The 16,906-nt window shown below is 34.9% G+C and carries 14 protein-coding genes; 5 read left to right on the top strand and 9 right to left on the bottom strand.

Features of this window, described 5'->3' with window-relative positions; genetic code table 11:
* On the top strand, window positions 1-697 hold a 697-nt coding region (locus tag Q0Y84_RS04315; RefSeq protein ID WP_297951294.1), incomplete at its 5' end, for a transposase.
* A 19-nt stretch (window positions 698-716) separates the two neighbouring features.
* Here the strand turns inward: Q0Y84_RS04315 and Q0Y84_RS04310 are convergent.
* The 6 genes from Q0Y84_RS04310 to Q0Y84_RS04285 form a co-directional block, all read right to left on the bottom strand.
* On the bottom strand, window positions 717-1,463 hold the full coding sequence (locus tag Q0Y84_RS04310; protein ID WP_297951293.1) for a hypothetical protein: 747 nt from the start codon (window positions 1,461-1,463) through the stop codon (window positions 717-719).
* Window positions 1,460-1,918: a LytTR family DNA-binding domain-containing protein gene (locus tag Q0Y84_RS04305; protein ID WP_297951292.1), complete on the bottom strand. Its 459-nt coding sequence runs from the start codon at window positions 1,916-1,918 to the stop codon at window positions 1,460-1,462. Before Q0Y84_RS04305 ends, Q0Y84_RS04310 begins: the two co-directional genes overlap by 4 nt.
* 185 nt (window positions 1,919-2,103) lie before the next feature.
* The gene (locus Q0Y84_RS04300) at window positions 2,104-3,678 is read right to left on the bottom strand and encodes an ABC transporter ATP-binding protein (protein ID WP_297951291.1); all 1,575 of its coding nucleotides are present in this window, start codon (window positions 3,676-3,678) and stop codon (window positions 2,104-2,106) included.
* Window positions 3,668-5,956 carry a ThiF family adenylyltransferase gene (locus Q0Y84_RS04295; protein ID WP_297951290.1) on the bottom strand — a complete coding sequence of 763 codons (2,289 nt, stop codon included), beginning with the start codon at window positions 5,954-5,956 and terminating at the stop codon, window positions 3,668-3,670. Before Q0Y84_RS04295 ends, Q0Y84_RS04300 begins: the two co-directional genes overlap by 11 nt.
* Before the next feature lie 313 nt (window positions 5,957-6,269).
* Window positions 6,270-7,091 carry a helix-turn-helix transcriptional regulator gene (locus Q0Y84_RS04290; protein ID WP_297951288.1) on the bottom strand — a complete coding sequence of 274 codons (822 nt, stop codon included), beginning with the start codon at window positions 7,089-7,091 and terminating at the stop codon, window positions 6,270-6,272.
* A 91-nt stretch (window positions 7,092-7,182) separates the two neighbouring features.
* Complete coding sequence (locus Q0Y84_RS04285) at window positions 7,183-7,827, bottom strand: redox-sensing transcriptional repressor Rex (RefSeq protein WP_144856821.1); 645 nt, start codon at window positions 7,825-7,827, stop codon at window positions 7,183-7,185.
* A 176-nt stretch (window positions 7,828-8,003) separates the two neighbouring features.
* Between Q0Y84_RS04285 and Q0Y84_RS04280 the strand changes: the two genes are divergently transcribed.
* The 4 genes from Q0Y84_RS04280 to Q0Y84_RS04265 all read left to right on the top strand — a co-directional run bounded on the left by Q0Y84_RS04280 (window position 8,004) and on the right by Q0Y84_RS04265 (window position 14,492).
* The gene (locus Q0Y84_RS04280; protein WP_297951285.1) at window positions 8,004-9,923 is read left to right on the top strand and encodes an ABC-F family ATP-binding cassette domain-containing protein; all 1,920 of its coding nucleotides are present in this window, start codon (window positions 8,004-8,006) and stop codon (window positions 9,921-9,923) included.
* Between the two features lie 225 nt (window positions 9,924-10,148).
* On the top strand, window positions 10,149-11,858 hold the full coding sequence (gene oxc, locus Q0Y84_RS04275; protein WP_297951284.1) for an oxalyl-CoA decarboxylase: 1,710 nt from the start codon (window positions 10,149-10,151) through the stop codon (window positions 11,856-11,858).
* 2 nt (window positions 11,859-11,860) lie between these two features.
* Window positions 11,861-13,195: a formyl-CoA transferase gene (gene frc, locus Q0Y84_RS04270; RefSeq protein ID WP_297951282.1), complete on the top strand. Its 1,335-nt coding sequence runs from the start codon at window positions 11,861-11,863 to the stop codon at window positions 13,193-13,195.
* A 109-nt stretch (window positions 13,196-13,304) separates the two neighbouring features.
* On the top strand, window positions 13,305-14,492 hold the full coding sequence (locus Q0Y84_RS04265) for a CoA transferase (protein ID WP_297951280.1): 1,188 nt from the start codon (window positions 13,305-13,307) through the stop codon (window positions 14,490-14,492).
* 56 nt (window positions 14,493-14,548) lie between these two features.
* Here Q0Y84_RS04265 and tsaD read toward each other — a convergent pair whose 3' ends face one another.
* From tsaD to tsaB, 3 genes are read right to left on the bottom strand one after another with little or no spacing between them, the layout of a single operon-like run.
* Window positions 14,549-15,598, bottom strand: a complete 1,050-nt coding sequence (gene tsaD / locus Q0Y84_RS04260; protein WP_297951278.1) for a tRNA (adenosine(37)-N6)-threonylcarbamoyltransferase complex transferase subunit TsaD — start codon at window positions 15,596-15,598, stop codon at window positions 14,549-14,551.
* Window positions 15,595-16,167, bottom strand: coding sequence for a ribosomal protein S18-alanine N-acetyltransferase (gene rimI / locus Q0Y84_RS04255; RefSeq protein ID WP_297951276.1), 573 nt, complete (start codon window positions 16,165-16,167; stop codon window positions 15,595-15,597). Before rimI ends, tsaD begins: the two co-directional genes overlap by 4 nt.
* On the bottom strand, window positions 16,151-16,885 hold the full coding sequence (tsaB, locus tag Q0Y84_RS04250; protein ID WP_297951274.1) for a tRNA (adenosine(37)-N6)-threonylcarbamoyltransferase complex dimerization subunit type 1 TsaB: 735 nt from the start codon (window positions 16,883-16,885) through the stop codon (window positions 16,151-16,153). Before tsaB ends, rimI begins: the two co-directional genes overlap by 17 nt.
* Window positions 16,886-16,906: the final 21 nt, after the last annotated feature.

Below are 16,906 nucleotides of genomic sequence, written 5' to 3'. Positions count from 1 at the left end.
GACCGTGTTGGATAAATTCGATAAGATCGTAGCTGATGCTGGCTATGGCAGCGAATATAATTACTCAATGCTGGAAGAAAAATATCCAGACCAGAAGTATTTTATTCCCTACACCATGTATGAAAAGGAACAAAGTAGAAAGTACAAAAACGATCCGTCCAAGCTGAGCAACTGGTACTACAATGAAAAAGACGATTATTACATTGACCATCTTGGCGTTAGATTCAACTTCAAATATTATAGCCAGCGCAAGGATCGCTCGACAGGTCAGGTGCGCGATTTTAAGGTCTATGAAGCAGACGAGTTTCAGCTTACGCCAGAACTGGAACAATTAGCCAAGACGGCTAGCGGACGCCAGCGTCAAGTACGCTATAACCCAAACTGGCAATATTTAAAAGAAAAAGCAAAAGAAGTTCTTCAAAGCGAAGAAGGCAAACACATCTACGGTATGAGAAAATATGATGTGGAGCCAGTTTTTGGACATTTGAAGAACGTATTTGGCATGCGCAGAACACATCTAAGAGGCAAAAAGAAAGTTGAAACCGATATCGGAATAGCCTTCATGATGATGAATATAAGCAAATATTGGAACAGAAGATGGTCAAAAGACCATTTTTATTTAGTTTTAAAAGAAAAAAGGACGATCAAAACTCACTTAAGAATTTTGATCGTCCTATTATTATGGTCTAGGAGCTAGTTTTTTCCCAGACACTTTTTTATACATATTCAATTTTAATATCACTCATACTAGAATGACCTTGAATAATCAAAGTTGGCCCGCCACCATTTGAGGTGCCACCAATTTCTAAGTCACCGGCCATAAAACCCGAAGTCATATTACTCTCAACTTCCCATGATAGTGGTAGATATAACGTTAAATCTGTCATAGTTAAATTTAAATTTAGGGTAACATTATTGCCTGCAGCTTGTGCGTCATCTAGATATAAATTAACATCGCTCATCTTAGCGTTAACATCAATTGTCTCAAGTTCCTTTGAGTGAATATAACGCGAAGTATCTGACATTGTTTGATCAACTACTACATGTGCACCTTGTTCTTTAGTTACTGTGTCAGTAAAGATATGATCTGTAATAGCTTCTCTTTTGTCCCTAAAGTTCTTAATCTTTTTATTTGCATATACCACCGTATGAAATCGATTGTGAAAAATAATCCCCAATCCAATTGAAATTAAAACTGCAGCCAATAAGATAGTCCACGGTACTAACTTAGTAATATGAAGAGGTTGAGCGAAAATCATCAAGATAAAAGCTATCGAAAAGACGCTTTCAGTGATACGCCGATTAATCAAACCATCTAGTAAACTAATTGTAAAAATCACGCTACCAATTGCAGCCCAGAAGCCTAAACGATATGTCCAAATGCCCATCTGGTTTAATACTACAAACAATGCACAAGCAATAAAAAAGATGCCCCAAAAAGCGCGGTAGAGTCCCTTCTTCATCCCAAATTCCTTCTTTCTTCTAAACGATTCCGCAAATCACGATAATAATGTCTTGATACATATACCGTCTTATATGATTCTTCAAATTTAATTTGACAGTTTGAAATTGAGCGCGTTACTGAATATACCTTATCTAAATTTAAAATAGTTGACTTAGCCACACGCATAAAGTTGCCACCCAATAAGTCTTCTAGTTCATACAGTTTATATTTCACCTGATAGGCATTTCTTTTAGTATGAGCCATCACGACCTTGCTATCAGTCTCAAAGAAAAGGATGTCACTTAAATTCAAATAATAAGATACATTTTCCTTTTCAGCCTCAATCTGCTCTAGGTTTGACTGCCTTTCTTGCAACAGTTGATACAGCTGCTTTACTTCTGGCGTCAAATTCGGAGCATTAATAATTAATTCTGCTTCTTTTTGGCTAGGATCAATGTTTAATTTGACTTTCAAGCTCATCCCTCCTTTCAACTTATTTACATTAAACTAGGAATCGTATAAAAAAACTAGCGCTTTAAACTAAGTGGTCATTTTTGATGTCTAAGTGGTAAAAAAGCTACCCTACTTTCATCATTAGGGTAGCCTTGAATCTTAATTTTCATTATTTTTTTATTTCTCTCGTTGCACGATAGAAGTAATTAATTAAGCTTATCCAGTTTCACTACTTTATCGAACTGGTTCTTCTCATTATCAGATATCTTATGTGCAACCTCAATAATAGTTTTATCTTTAACACTAATCAATGCGTTATGAATTTCTTGAGAAAGCTTATCATCCAGTGATGAAGTTGCTTCATCTGCAATAATAATTGATCTATCAAAGTATACCGCTCTAGCAATTTCAATTCTTTGTTTCTGACCTCCAGATAACTTATCTCCATCTTGCCCTATAACGTAATCTAATCCCTTTTTTTGAATAAGTATATTGAGTCCTGAAACATTAATTGCCTTTTTTAATAGTTGCTCTGAAATTTTATTTCCTAGAGTTATATTATACAGAATTGTATCATTTAATAATTTAGGCTGTTGATTAATATAACTAAAATACAAATAAATTTTACTTTTCTTTTTTTTAATATCATTTCCATTTAATAAATATTTACCCTCTTTAATGGGAATTAAACCTAATAAAGTTTCTAATAAAGTAGTTTTACCCCAACCTGAGGGGGCCATTAATAGAACTTTTTCGCCTTGTCTAATATTCAAACTTAGATTATCAATAATTGTATGGTTCCCTAGCTCAACAAATATATTTTGTAATGATAGCTCCGCAAAATCACCGAATGGTAAGTTATTATTTTCATTTATTACAACATTTAATTTGGTAAATTTATTCCACATTGGCTTGGTTGCCTTAATATTATTTAACGAATAGAAAATTGAAATTGTTGGATTTACAAAACTATTAGATAAGGTACTAATCATCATTAATGTTCCTAAGGTAACACTATTTTCTTTTACTAAAAACACGCCAACTGCAGTAGGAATCAGCATACTAAAAGCATAAGCCAGTAATTCTACTGTTTCATTTGAAAAACCACGCAGACAGTTCAACCTAAATAATGATTTTTCCATTTGAAGAGCTGAAGCTCTAAACCTCTTCCAAATATTCTGTCGTGAATTATATAACCGAGCCGTTTCAGAAATATTTTGTGTTTCTTTCACAATTTCTGTGTAATTACTGTTTTTTTGTTCCCATCTTCTTGAACTTTTTTCAATTGAGATACCAAATAAATGCTGTGAAATTCCTGGAATGAAAGACGCAAAAAGAAATATAATAGTTAGCAAAATAGAATTGTATAATGCAAAAATTAATGCTAAAGTTAACTGAATAATATTCGTAATAATTTCCAATTCTGCAGCAATTTTATTTATCTCAATTTGCTTAAGATCATTTGTTAAAAATGAAGTATCAACCTCTTTTGCAACAACTGGATTGAAAATTAAACATAATGCTGCTCTAGATTTTATCTTCATGTTTATTTCCAATATCAACTTGGAATATACTTTTTCATACAAGAGATCGAATAGTAGAAAGAAGAATAATCCAAATGTGCTTAAAAGAACGATATTTAGTAAACCACTACTTTTACTTATAGCAAAATTAATTAGTAATTTTACTACCCAAGCAATGAAAAGCGTTTGACATGACCGAATTATTGCAAGAAAAATAAACATCAATGTGGTTATTGGTTTAGCTATTTTAATTGCCATTATCTACACCATAGTTCCTTAAAAAAGAGAGTAATGCTTTTCCACCCTTTTTAATTGCCCCTTGCACCGTTTCTCCATATACCTTACTTAATATCGTACTATATTCTAAATCATTCGATTGACTCAAATAATTTATAAACTTTTCATATAATAATGGCTTTTCTAGAAACTTTTGAACTAAAAAGAAAGCTATTAAGTACATTTCTGGATAGAGATACAATTTTCTCTCCGAAAAAAGAATTCCAAAATTTGTAACAATATTTAGGTTAGTTACATCAAAATTAGTAAACTTAATATTAGGATTTAACCTATGTGTGATGTTTCGTCTAGTAGAAATTATATTAGGCCAATCTAAGGTATTTTTGCTTGCAAAAATACCTTCTTCATATAAATCAATCGAATATGGATTAGAAATCTGTCTATATAAATATTCTAATGAATCTCTATAACTAATCTTTTTTTTCCAATTTTTACTACTATATAAAATGAGTATCTCATTTATAAAAGAAAAAAGTTCCTTTGTATAAGACGAAAGATTATCGACTATTTTTTTATCTGATACAAAGGAAGAAAAATAATTTAAGCCAATTTCATGTGCCATATTAAGAAGCCCTGAAATATCATTTTTAAAAGAAATAACTGTATTCATATCAAATTGCCTTTGATTTAATATAGTAAAAGAATTTTTATTATTTCTTGAAATATCAATAAAATTATGATCAAACAAATATTTAATATGTTGTGTCATTTCGTAACCTGGTAAAAAATTATCAAGACGGCAAATTTTTTCTATTTGATCATTTAATGACATTTTATAATTATACTTATAATTTAGATTATACTTAATAAAATCTACCTGATTGTTTTCAAAATACAATTCGTTTAAATTGATTACAATTGGATCAATGATTTTTTCAATAGAGTTAGAAATAGACTTTCTGTATTTTATTGCAATTCTTTTCTGCTTTTCTTTTAAAACATTTAGTGCATTACTTTTTACCTTATATAACTTTTGATAAAACTCTTTATACTTTTTAAAAGGCACCTGATTCTCTGCTAATATCTTATAATAAAATTCTTGTATAGAATACATCGTATCTTGGTATGAAATAGTAAGGTGGGCCAACATTTTTTCATATTGTCTTTCTTCAGTATTTTCTACAAAGCTATTTTTCTTTTTAAATTTTCTTAACAATGTACTTATCTCAAATTTATACTGATTTTGTGATGTTCTCAAATAGTCACTATATAATTCACCAATATAAGGACTTAAAATATATTTATCAAAGAATTTAGAAGTAGTATTTCTTTCTATTTTATAATAATTCAGTACATTATTATCTATTAAACTCTGCTTATTAGAAAACAAATTATACTCTAAATAATCCCAACCATAATCAGCAGAAGGAACTATACTTTGTAGCCACAATCTTATTAATAAAATGGCAGCCATATCTCCTAAATACCCTACACCGGAATTTTCTTTTATCACATCATATTGATCACTCTCAGTAATAAGATTTTTAATAGACCTAATCGAAAGTAATTGTGCTGTAACACTTTCTCGTTTATATCCTGCAATATATGGAACAATATTTTTTTCATGGCAGTAATCAAAAATATCTCTTAAAATATCTGAATTAGCATTATCAAAAGCACAAAATACAGCATTCAATTTCTTGTCAATTATTTTTGAAAATAAATTATCCTTGTCTAAATATTTATCACAAGTTACTACGTTGATGTTTTCACAAATGGCGGGAAGCTTTTCTTTTAAAACATTAACCTTAGCTTTGCCAATATCTACTAGTGAATAAAGCCTTTGATGACTAATATTCTTTTTTTCAACTTTATCACCATCTATTAATACAAAGTTTTTTATTCCTAATTGAATAAAGTACTGTAGCAATGAAGTACCAAGTGTCCCTAATCCTATAATTGCAATAGTATAATTTTCAAATTTATCTTGTATAGAATATCTATCAGGTAGCGGTGAAATATTATTAAAGAAATTTAATGCTCTAATGTTCTTTTCCTTTTGAATATCATAGTCTAAATAAAGTAAATCTTGTTGTGCCAAAAATTGATTATATGATTTTGAAATCAAATCTGTCATCTGATTTTTGTCATTAACAGATATATCCGTTAAATATTTAAAAGCTTTTTTATAATTATCTACCCGGATAGTTAAAAGATCACTGTCAATACCTGGGGCATTAACATAAATTCTATCTTTCTTATTTCCTAAAAATCCCAGATTAGCCTTTAATTTCTTCATTATTTTCTCCATTATAAGTAAAAAAAGACTGATAATATATCTCAATGTCATTAAATTAAGACATTTAACATATTTTATCAGCCTTTTGTAAATCACAGTCTAGCAAGCTGTAGTACAATTACAAGTATTTGGCTTATCGTATGGACCAAATTCAACTTCTTCAAGTCTCACTTTTTTCACCTTCTTTTTTTATAAAAAATTAATTTACGATAACAGGTAATTCCCAAATCAAATTTATCATCTCTCTTTTTTTACGATAATTTAATTATCGCTTGAGCAATTAAATTTATCACAAATGTTTCGTATTACTAAACTATATTTTCCATGAACTTACTAAATTCTTATATCCATAAGAGATCAACTGCTTTTTTATTATTTTGGCTTCATTCTTTTCATCCCTAAATAAGTGAAAATAAAACTCTTCCACAATATGATAAAAAAGAAAATGATAACTACAAGCTAAATTGCTTAAAAACTTTAGACAAGCACTAATATTCTTACCCTTGACCTTAGAATAAAAGCAATAATATAAATAATTATTACAAATAATAGCAATCCGTTCGATCATTCTTTCTGAATAGTTTCTGTTTTTAGAATAATGCCTAAGTAACTGTTTAACGATGTTATCCAATTGCTCTATCTTAAAGATGGGCATACAATTAGCAAGTAGACGTAAAGCATCTACATTTTCAAACCAATTATCGTACTTTGAAAACTGCAAAACGATTTGCTTTTTAAAATCAGAACACAACAAACTTAGTTGTCCACTAAAAATAGCTACAGAAATAATAGCTCTATATTTAAAAATGGTTTGACCCTTTAATTGCAAAATATCATGTAATTTTTCTTGTATTTTATCAGTATCAGATTCATTAAAAGCCCCCATAACCTCTTGATTTAGCTTTATTGCTTTTTTATCTTCAACTGACCTATATTCATCCTTTATTTGATCTAGAAAATTATCAATATCAATATTATGAGCAAACAGAATTTCAAATAAACTATCAGCGGAAATTCCTTCTAAATTTCGCTCGACTTTTGAATAATGACTTTTTTTAATAATTCCTTGAATCATTTCGTCTTGGGTCAATCCCATGCGTAATCTCTCTTTTTTTAAAGCGGACCCTATTTTCATTGTAAATTCACCTCATATTTTCGTTATAAAAAAATCATTCAAATACGGTCCAACCATAAATGAATGATTTCAAAGATAATTTATACCTTTGTTAATTTTCATTATTTTGTTTTTCAGAATTCAAAAAGTAAATCAATGTTTGTAATTCTGTAGCCAAATCAACGTTCTGCACTCGTACATCGGCAGGCGCAGACAATCTAATTGGCGTAAAGTTCATAATTCCCTTAACGCCAGCATCAACCATTTCATCGGTTGTCTTTTGAGCGGCTGTTGAAGGCACAGTTAAAATCGCAATTGAAATCTGTTGGTCACTCAATTGTTGCTTCAAGTCACTCATATCATAAACAGGGACACCACTTAAAATGCGACCAGTAATTTCCTTATTAATATCAAAAGCACAGGAAATTCGAATATTATTGCTGCGTTTAAAGTTGTAGTTAAGCAAAGCTCGACCTAAGTTACCTACCCCAATCAAAGCTACATTAGTTAATGTATCCTGATTCAAGATCTTTTTAAAGAAAGTAAGTAAATTCTTAACGTCATAACCATAGCCACGCTTACCTAGTGCACCAAAGTAGGAAAAATCTCTTCTAATTGAAGCACTATCTACTTGAACTGCTTCTGATAATTCAGTTGAAGAAACTTTATCCTTGCCTTCTTCATTCAAAATAATCAAATAGCGATAGTATAATGGTAATCTTTTTGCCGTTGCCTTTGGAATTTTAATTTTTTCCATAATAGGAACCTCCAAGCGTTTAAATGTTTGTGAATGTGCAATCAAGCACTTCTATCATACCTGCTATTATAGTACTTATGCAAGTGCCTTTTTCACAAATAACTATTTTTTCACATATTCAACTTAAAAACAAACAACTTGCCTGATATGGTAAAATATGGCTTAGGTGAAAAATTATGATTATTGCACAAGGACACAATTTAGAACAACAATTTGGGGCTAACACATTATTTAAGAATGTTACTTTTTCAATCGATTCAAATGCACGAATCGGATTAGTTGGTCCTAACGGGGTGGGTAAAACCACTCTGTTGAAGATAATGACTGGTGAGCAAGAACCAACTCACGGTGAATTTACCGTCAACAAAGGCATTGATGTTGGTTATATCGCTCAGGAAAATGCATTAGATGAAGATAAGACTATTTGGGATGAAATGGAGACTGTTTTCGCTCCTTTAATAAAGGAAGGAAAAAGCTTAGTCCAATTACAAGAAAAAATTGCAGATCATCCTGAAGATCAAGAGCTATTAAAGCAATATGATCAAAAGCAATTCAACTTTGAGCAAAAAGGCGGTTATACTTATCAATCTGATATTAAGAGCGTCTTAAATGGCTTTAAGTTTCCTGAAAATACTTGGCAAAAAAAGATTGGTAGTTTATCTGGTGGTGAAAAAACACGACTAGCTTTTGTCAAATTGCTTTTACGTAAACCTGCCCTGCTGTTATTGGACGAACCGACTAACTACTTAGACTTAGATACCTTGGATTGGTTAGAAGGATTTTTAAAGAATTACAGTGGCGCAATCATCGTAGTTTCCCATGATCAATACTTTTTAGATCATTTAGCAACCCAAATCTTTGAACTAGAATTTGGTAAATTAACCGCTTTTAAAGGCAACTATTCCGCCTACGTTATGCAGCGTGAACAACGGGACAAAGACCAAGAAGCAGCCTATGAAAAGCAACAAGTTGAAATTAAAAAGGATGAGGAATTCATCCAGAAAAACCTGGTTCGGGCTACGACCACTAAACGTGCGCAAAGTCGTCGTAAAAAACTTGAAAAAATTGATCGGATTACCCCGCCTAAACATAAAAATAAGGTAAGAATTCATTTTTCAAGCGATCATCCATCAGGCAAGGAAGTATTAATCTTCAATGATTTAACAATTGGCTACTCTGATAAAACCATGGTTAAAGATATTTCTTTCCAGATTAACAAGGGTGACCGCGTCGCAATCATCGGACCTAATGGGATTGGTAAGTCAACTTTACTCAAAACCATTATGAAACAGTTGCCCCCTAAGAGCGGTTCAATCAAATATGGCGCTTCCCTTGAGATCGGCTATTATGACCAAGAATTACAAGGACTAGACCCATCTAAAACCGTCTTAGATACTGTTTGGGACCGTCATAAGACGATGCCTGAGCGTGATGTTCGTTCCATTTTGGCTAGTTTCCTATTCACGGCCAAGGATATTGATAAAACTGTCGGACAATTATCTGGTGGTCAAAAGGCAAGATTAACATTAACTGTTTTATCACTTGAACACGATAATTTCTTATTAATGGATGAACCGACTAACCACTTAGATATCGAGGCTAAGGAGGTACTTGAAAGAGCCTTAAAAGATTTCGATGGTACTCTGCTCTTTGTTTCCCACGACCGTTACTTCATTAACCAATTAGCTAATAAGATTGTTTCTGTTCGCGATGGCAAAGCTAAGATTTACGAAGGTAATTACTCATATTACCTTGATGAAAAAGCCAAGCAAGCTACCATAACTGAAAATAACACTTCCTCTGAAAATGTTGAACCCGTCAAGCAAGTTAGCCAACAAAAACTTTCTTATCAAGAGCAAAAACAACGTGATTCGCAAAAGAGAAAATTGCAGCGTGCAATTGATAATGCCGAAAAACAAATTGAACAATTAGAAGAACAAGAACAACAAATCCAAACCGAAATGGCTAACCCTGAGATCGCTTCTAACTTTGATAAATTAGGACCATTACAAGAGCAACTTTCTGAAGTTCAAAAGCAATTGGATGAAGCAAATTCTGCCTGGGAAAAAGCAATCGAAGAAATGGATAATTTTTAAATAACGATAAAAGCAAGTTTCTTTAATATTTGAAACCTGCTTTTTATTTTGCACTGAATACTCAAAATAGTGTTTGTTTTTATTTATATACGTGTCCTAAAAATAACACATTTTATTAGTACAAGTTAGTATAATATGCTTGTATACACAAGTGAAGTGGTGTATCTTAATCATGAAATGCATAAACATAAGCATTTGGGGATTTTTTGAAAGAAGGTTTTTTTCGTGACACAAGATGTATCACTTACTGGTGCTGCACTTTTAATCGATGCTTTACAAGCAAACGGTTTAAACAACATGTATGGTGTTGTCGGCATCCCAGTTACTGACTTTGCCCGTTTAGCTGAATTAAAGGGTATGAAGTTTTATGGATTTAGAAGAGAAGATGCTGCTGTCAATGCTGCCGCTGCTGCTGGCTTTCTTACTGGTAAGCCTGGTGTAGCATTAACTGTTTCTGCTCCTGGTTTCTTAAATGGTTTAACTGCTTTAGCAGAAGCTACTAAGAACTGCTTCCCAATGATTATGATCTCAGGTTCATCAGATCGTCATATCATCGACCTCGACCGTGGAGACTATGAAGGACTTGATCAATACAATGTTGCTAAGCCTTTATGTAAGGCAGCTTACCGTGTTGACCGTGCTGAAGACATGGGATTAGCAGTTGCTCGTGCCGTTAGAACTGCAATGAGCGGTCGTCCTGGTGGTGTTTACCTTGACCTCCCTGCTGCAACAGTTGCTGACACAGTTGCCCAAAAGTCAGACGCTCATATTTATGAAGTAGTTGATCCAGCTCCAAAGCAATTGCCATCAGATGACGCAATTGACCGTGCTGTTGAATTATTAAAGAATGCTAAGCACCCTGCTATTATCCTTGGTAAAGGTTCAGCTTATGCTAGAAGTGAAGCAGAAGTTAGAGAACTAGTTACTAAGACTGGTATTCCGTTCTTGCCAATGTCAATGGCTAAAGGTGTTGTTCCAGATGATTCACCATCATCAGCTGCTTCAGCTCGTTCATTCACTTTAGGCCAAGCCGATGTAGTCTTATTAATCGGTGCTCGTCTTAACTGGATGCTTTCAAACGGTGAAGCTCCATTGTTTAGCGAAGACGCTAAGTTTGTTCAAGTTGATATTGATGCTACTGAATTTGACTCAAACAGAAAGATCGATGCCCCATTACAAGGTGACATTACCTCTGTTTTGCAAAAATTAAACGCAGCCCTTGAAAAAGCTAACGTTAAGGCTCCTCAAGACTGGCTTGATTCAATTAAGAACGCTTGTGAAGCTAACAATGAAAAATTTGCTAAGAGAATCGCTGCTTCAGAAGCTAAGCCAACTTTAGGCTTCTACAGTGCAATTGAACCAATCAATGACTTAATGCAAAAGCACCCAGATACTTACATTGTAAGTGAAGGTGCCAACACCTTGGACATTGGTCGTAACTTAATTGGCATGCAAAAACCTCGTCACCGTCTTGACACCGGTACTTGGGGCGTAATGGGTGTTGGCTTAGGTTATGCTATTGCCGCAGCTGTTGAAACTGGTAAGAAAGTCATCTCACTTCATGGTGATTCAGCCTTTGGTTTTGACGGTATGGAAATGGAAACTATCTGCCGTTACCACTTACCTGTTACTGTTGTCATCGTTAACAACGGTGGTATCTACAATGGTGACCGTAACCCAGTTAAGGACCAATTAGGACCTACTGTTTTAAGCCACAACGCTCACTATGCTGAAATCGCTAAGGCCTTTGGCGGTGACAGCTACCGTGTAAATAACTACGCTGAAATGAAGGACGCCCTTGAAAAAGCTTATGAATCAGGCAACCCTTCAATTATTGATGCTCAAATTCCTGAATCAATGGGTAAGGAATCTGGTCACATTGGTAACTTAAACCCAGAATTAGACTTAGATCAACTTAAAGATAAGGACAATTAATCATGGCTGAAGAAAATAATTACGCACCTTTAAAAGGTATTAAAGTTGTTGACTGGACTCAAGTCCAATCAGGTCCATCATGTACTCAACTTTTAGCATGGCTCGGTGCTGAAGTTATTAAGATTGAACGTACTAACACTGGTGACCCTACTAGAAATGAATTGCTTGATATTCAAGACTCATGGAGCCTTTACTACCTGCAATTGAACGCCAACAAGAAGTCTTTGACTTTGAACATCAAGACTGATGAAGGTAAGAAGATTATGTACGACTTGGCTAAGAAGGCTGATGTCTTTGTTGAAAACATTGCACCAGGTTCAGCTGATCGTAACGGTTTTGGCTGGGAAAAGCTTCACGCTTTGAACCCAAGATTGATTTACGCATCATTAAAGGGCTTCAACGAAGGTTCACGTTTTGAAGACGTTAAGGCCTTTGAACCAGTTGCTCAATCTGCTGGTGGTGCTGCTTCTGCTACTGGTTGGAACCATGGTGAAAACAATGTTCCTACTCAATCAGCAGCTGCTTTGGGTGACTCAAACTCAGGGATGCACCTTGCTATTGGTATTTTAGCTGCCCTTCTTCAACGTGAACACACTGGTGAAGGTACTTTTGTTTACCAATCAATGCAAGACGCTGTTTTGAACCTTTGCCGGATCAAGTTGCGTGATCAAATTATGTTAGACAACTTGGGTGCTCTTCCTCACTACGCTGTTTACCCTAACTGGAAATGGGGCAAGGCTATTCCTCGTGCTGAGAACACTGAAGGTGGTCAAGTTATCGGTTGGACTTACAAGGCTAAAGGCTGGGAAACCGATCCTAATGCTTATGTTTACATCGTTATTCAAAACAGTGACAAGAGCTGGGCAGCAATTGCCAACACTATGGGCCACCCAGAATGGATTACTGATCCTCGCTTTGATGGCTGGCAAAACCGTCAATTACACAAGGAAGAAATTTATCCATTAATCGAAAGCTACACCAAACAATACGACAAGTATGAATTAACCAAGACTTTAGGTGCTGCTGGTGTTCCTGTAGGTCCTGTTCTTGACTGGCACGAAATTGAAAATGACCCAGACTTGAACAAGGATGGTACTATTGTAACCATTGACCAAGGTGGTAACCGTGGTAAGTTCAAGACCATCGGTTTACCATTCTCACTTGCAAACTACAAGCCTGACTACAAGCGTGCTCCAGACCTTGGTGAAAACAACAAGGAAATCTTGACTTCACTTGGTTATGATGCTGATCAAATTGAAAAATTAACTGAAGAAGGCGTAATTTCTAAGAAACAAGGTCCTAAGAACCCACGTGTTCAAGTAATCAAAGGTGAATAATTAATTTTATTAACCGATCAAAAAGTCGTTCCAAGCGAACGGCTTTTTCTTTAGCTAAAATACTACTAAAATAAAATTAAGACTTAATTTATTAGAAAGTGTACTCAAGATGACAGAACCTAATTACGCAGATTTAGAAAATAAAAATTCGCATTTGGATAAAAATAAGCCCTACCCTTTGGCTGGGTTATTAGTAGTTGACTTTACTCATGTTTTGTCTGGTCCTACCTGTACTCGAATGCTTGCCGATGCTGGTGCTAGAGTAATTCATATTGAAAGAAAAACCGGTGATGACACCCGGCACATGGGGCCATATATCGCAGATGGTTCTAGTGAATACTTTAGGATCTGCAACGCTGGCAAAGAATCAATCGCCTTAGATCTGAAAGATCTTAAGGATCACGCCCTAGTCGAAAAAATGATCGCTAAAGCTGACGTCGTTGTCGAAAACTTCCGCCCTGGTGTCATGACCCGTTTAGGTTTTGATCCAGACGAAATGGTAAAAAAATATCCTAAACTAATTTTTGCTTCTGTTTCTGGCTTTGGTCAATATGGTCCTTGGTCTCAGCAGGCTGCATACGACACCATTATCCAAGCAATTTCTGGCTTAATGGATGCAACAGGTACACCAGATGGTAAACCTACTAGAGTCGGGACATCTGTATCTGATGTCGTTGCCGGTATCATGGGTTACAGCGCTATTATGACCGCATTAGTTGCCCGTGAACGAACTGGTAAAGGGACAACAGTTGATGTTTCAATGCTTGACTCAACCTTCTCATTAATGGTCCAGGACTTAATGCTGGCATTAGGACCACATGAAGTACCACATCGGATCGGCAATCGTCACCCTGACATGTACCCATTTGATACCTTTGACTGTCAAGACCAACCTATTGCTATCTGCTGCGGTAATGACCATTTATGGGGCTTGTTGTCTAACGCCTTAGGCCACCCTGAATGGATTGAACAAGCTAACTTCAAGACCAATGACTTGCGTGAACAAAACTGGCAAGACGTTAAGAATGCTATGGAAGGCATATTAAAAACTAAAGATGCAGCTGAATGGGACAAGATTTTGCATGATGCAGGTGTTCCAGCTGGGTTAGTACTCAACGTTGATAAGACTCGCCGGCTTGATCAGATTATCGCACGTGGTATGGTTAAAACCTTGCCTAATGGTAACGAAGTTTTGGGTTCACCAATGAAATATGGTACTTGGAACTCATACGGCTTACAAAAAGATGCACCAAAACTTGATGAAGATGGTGACAAGATTCGCAAGGAATTTGAATAAATCCTAATAAAAAATGAGATGACTAAATTTTGAAATAGTCATCTCATTTTTCAATTTTAATTCAACATACTCTTAGCATATGGCAATTCAAGCGATGGATCAGCATTCAACGTCAAATCCGCAAATTGACCATCATTATAAAGGTTATATGCAGCAGCACCAATCATCGCTGCATTATCACCACACAATTTAATATCTGGCAAGATTACCTTAGGTTGATCTGCTTTAGGCAACTTAGCAATTTCTTCACTCATGCGGTCACGCAAGCCATGGTTAGCAGCAACTCCGCCACCCATAATAAAGGTCTTTGGTTTATATTCTTTAATTGCTCTAATTGTCTTATGTGCCAAGACATCAATTACAGCTGCTTGGAAACTAGCGGCTAAATCATACTTGTTTAATTTTTCATGAATTTGATCAGCATGGTGACAAGTATTGATAAAGGCTGACTTTAAGCCAGAGAATGAAAAGTCATAGTCGTCGTCTTCCAACATTGCTCGTGGAAAATCAAAAGTATCTTTTCCTTCATGAGCCCAGGCATCAATGGTCTTACCAGCTGGATAATTTACGCCAAGCACGCGACCAATCTTGTCATATGCTTCTCCAGCTGCGTCGTCACGCGTATCTCCAATAATTTCAAAATGAACTGGATCTTTTAAAAGCACAATTTCAGTATGTCCACCAGAAACTTGCAAAGCCAAAGCAGGATATTCAATCTTGTCCTTTAATTGAGCAGCCATAATATGGCCCATAATGTGATCTACCCCAATTAATGGAATGCCTGTTGCCATTGACGCTGCCTTAGCAGCACTAACGCCAATTAAAAGCGCACCAACAAGTCCAGGACCATAAGTAACTGCAATTGCATCAATGTCCTTCCAACTGCAGTTAGCTTCGGCCAAGGCTTCTTTAGTAATTTGACTAACTACTTCAATATGATGCCGACTAGCAACTTCAGGTACCACCCCACCAAAACGTTGGTGACTCTTAATCTGCGTTGCTACAATTAAACTTTCAATTTCACGACCGTTTTTAATGACAGCAGTGGATGTTTCATCACAGGAACTTTCGTAAGCTAAAATACGAACATCTTTCTTTTCACTCAAAACGTAAACTTCTTTCTTTTAATTTGATGTGGCTTCAACCATAAAACCATATTCATCGCATCGGTATGAGTATCTTGGTAATAATTTTTTCGAATAAACGTCCCTTTAAATCCTAAAGAACGATACAAATTCTGGGCAATTAAGTTATCAACCCGTACTTCCAAACTGACACAATCACTATCATTTTTACGAGCACGGTCAATAATCATTTGCATCAAATAGCGTCCGATATGCATATTCTGAAAAGCCGGTGCGACTGCGATATTAGTAATATGCGTTTCTTCAGGACTAAACCGTGCACCAATAAAAGCAACTAGCATTGACTCATAATATACTACTAAATAAAGGCAATTATGCCGCTTTTCTAATTCTCGTTCAAATGAAAATTTATTCCATGGCGTATGACCTGAATAAACTTGTCTTTCTAACACTAGCAAATCAGGAATATTATCGTCACTTGCTTGCATTATTTGCAATCTTTTACCATTTATATTGGCAATAAATGGCGTAAAACTCATATCAATTTGATTTAATTGTTGGTGGAAAAATTGATTAAACTTCTTCAACATAATGACTATCAGGCTCGAATGGTTTACCTGTCTTCTTATGCCAATCTACTTCAGCTTGAGTTCTGCGCAAGTAGCGTGGCAATAACTTATCTGGATCAACTGGAGTTGCATTTTCTGCTAATTGACCAATTAATCCAGCATGAATAACATTTTGCTGGTCAGTACCATATTCATATGGTACATTTAATGCCTTAAATTTATCATCTTGCTTTTCAAGACCTGATCCAACCAAAATTATCTTCTTAACTTTATTGTTAGCTGTGTATTCTTGAATAGCCTTAAGCAAAACATCAATATTGTAGTGACCATCTGGAATTACATTTTCTGGTACAGCACCACTTAAATAGCCGGCTGCAAAGTAATTATCATTTCTTGCATCTAAAGCGGTAATGACCAAGGCATCTTCTTTAACTCCTTTAGCTAAAGCTTGCAAAGTTGAGATACCTACTCCTTCTTTATTCAAAATGCTAGCAAACATCTTAACCGTAGTAATCCCGATTCTTAATCCGGTATAAGAACCTGGTCCAATGGCTACGGCAAAACGATCAATATCTTTTAAGCTTAAATTATTTTCCTTTAAAATTTCCGCAATTAAAGGATCTAGATGTTCGCTATGATTGCGTTCATCTCGTTCATTTTTTTCAACAATAATTTGTTGATCATCATTCAAAGCTACACTTAAATGATTGGTAGCTGTTGAAACACTTAAGATTTTCATTCTTTATCTTCTCTTTTCGCT

Origin of the sequence: uncultured Lactobacillus sp. (genome assembly GCF_947367125.1) — a bacterium.
Classification (GTDB): domain Bacteria; phylum Bacillota; class Bacilli; order Lactobacillales; family Lactobacillaceae; genus Lactobacillus.
The sequence above is the reverse complement of the archived record's forward strand: the minus strand, read 5'-3'. Positions and strand labels throughout refer to the sequence as shown.

Coding starts and splice junctions, on each gene's coding strand:
- tsaB (WP_297951274.1), bottom strand. CDS start 16,885: ATGAAAATCTTAAGTGTTTCAACAGCTACCAATCATTTAAGTGTAGCT.
- Q0Y84_RS04265 (WP_297951280.1), top strand. CDS start 13,305: ATGACAGAACCTAATTACGCAGATTTAGAAAATAAAAATTCGCATTTG.
- Q0Y84_RS04310 (WP_297951293.1), bottom strand. CDS start 1,463: ATGAAGAAGGGACTCTACCGCGCTTTTTGGGGCATCTTTTTTATTGCT.
- Q0Y84_RS04295 (WP_297951290.1), bottom strand. CDS start 5,956: ATGAAGAAATTAAAGGCTAATCTGGGATTTTTAGGAAATAAGAAAGAT.
- Q0Y84_RS04285 (WP_144856821.1), bottom strand. CDS start 7,827: ATGGAAAAAATTAAAATTCCAAAGGCAACGGCAAAAAGATTACCATTA.
- frc (WP_297951282.1), top strand. CDS start 11,861: ATGGCTGAAGAAAATAATTACGCACCTTTAAAAGGTATTAAAGTTGTT.
- Q0Y84_RS04280 (WP_297951285.1), top strand. CDS start 8,004: ATGATTATTGCACAAGGACACAATTTAGAACAACAATTTGGGGCTAAC.
- Q0Y84_RS04300 (WP_297951291.1), bottom strand. CDS start 3,678: ATGGCAATTAAAATAGCTAAACCAATAACCACATTGATGTTTATTTTT.
- Q0Y84_RS04290 (WP_297951288.1), bottom strand. CDS start 7,091: ATGAAAATAGGGTCCGCTTTAAAAAAAGAGAGATTACGCATGGGATTG.
- rimI (WP_297951276.1), bottom strand. CDS start 16,167: ATGTTGAAGAAGTTTAATCAATTTTTCCACCAACAATTAAATCAAATT.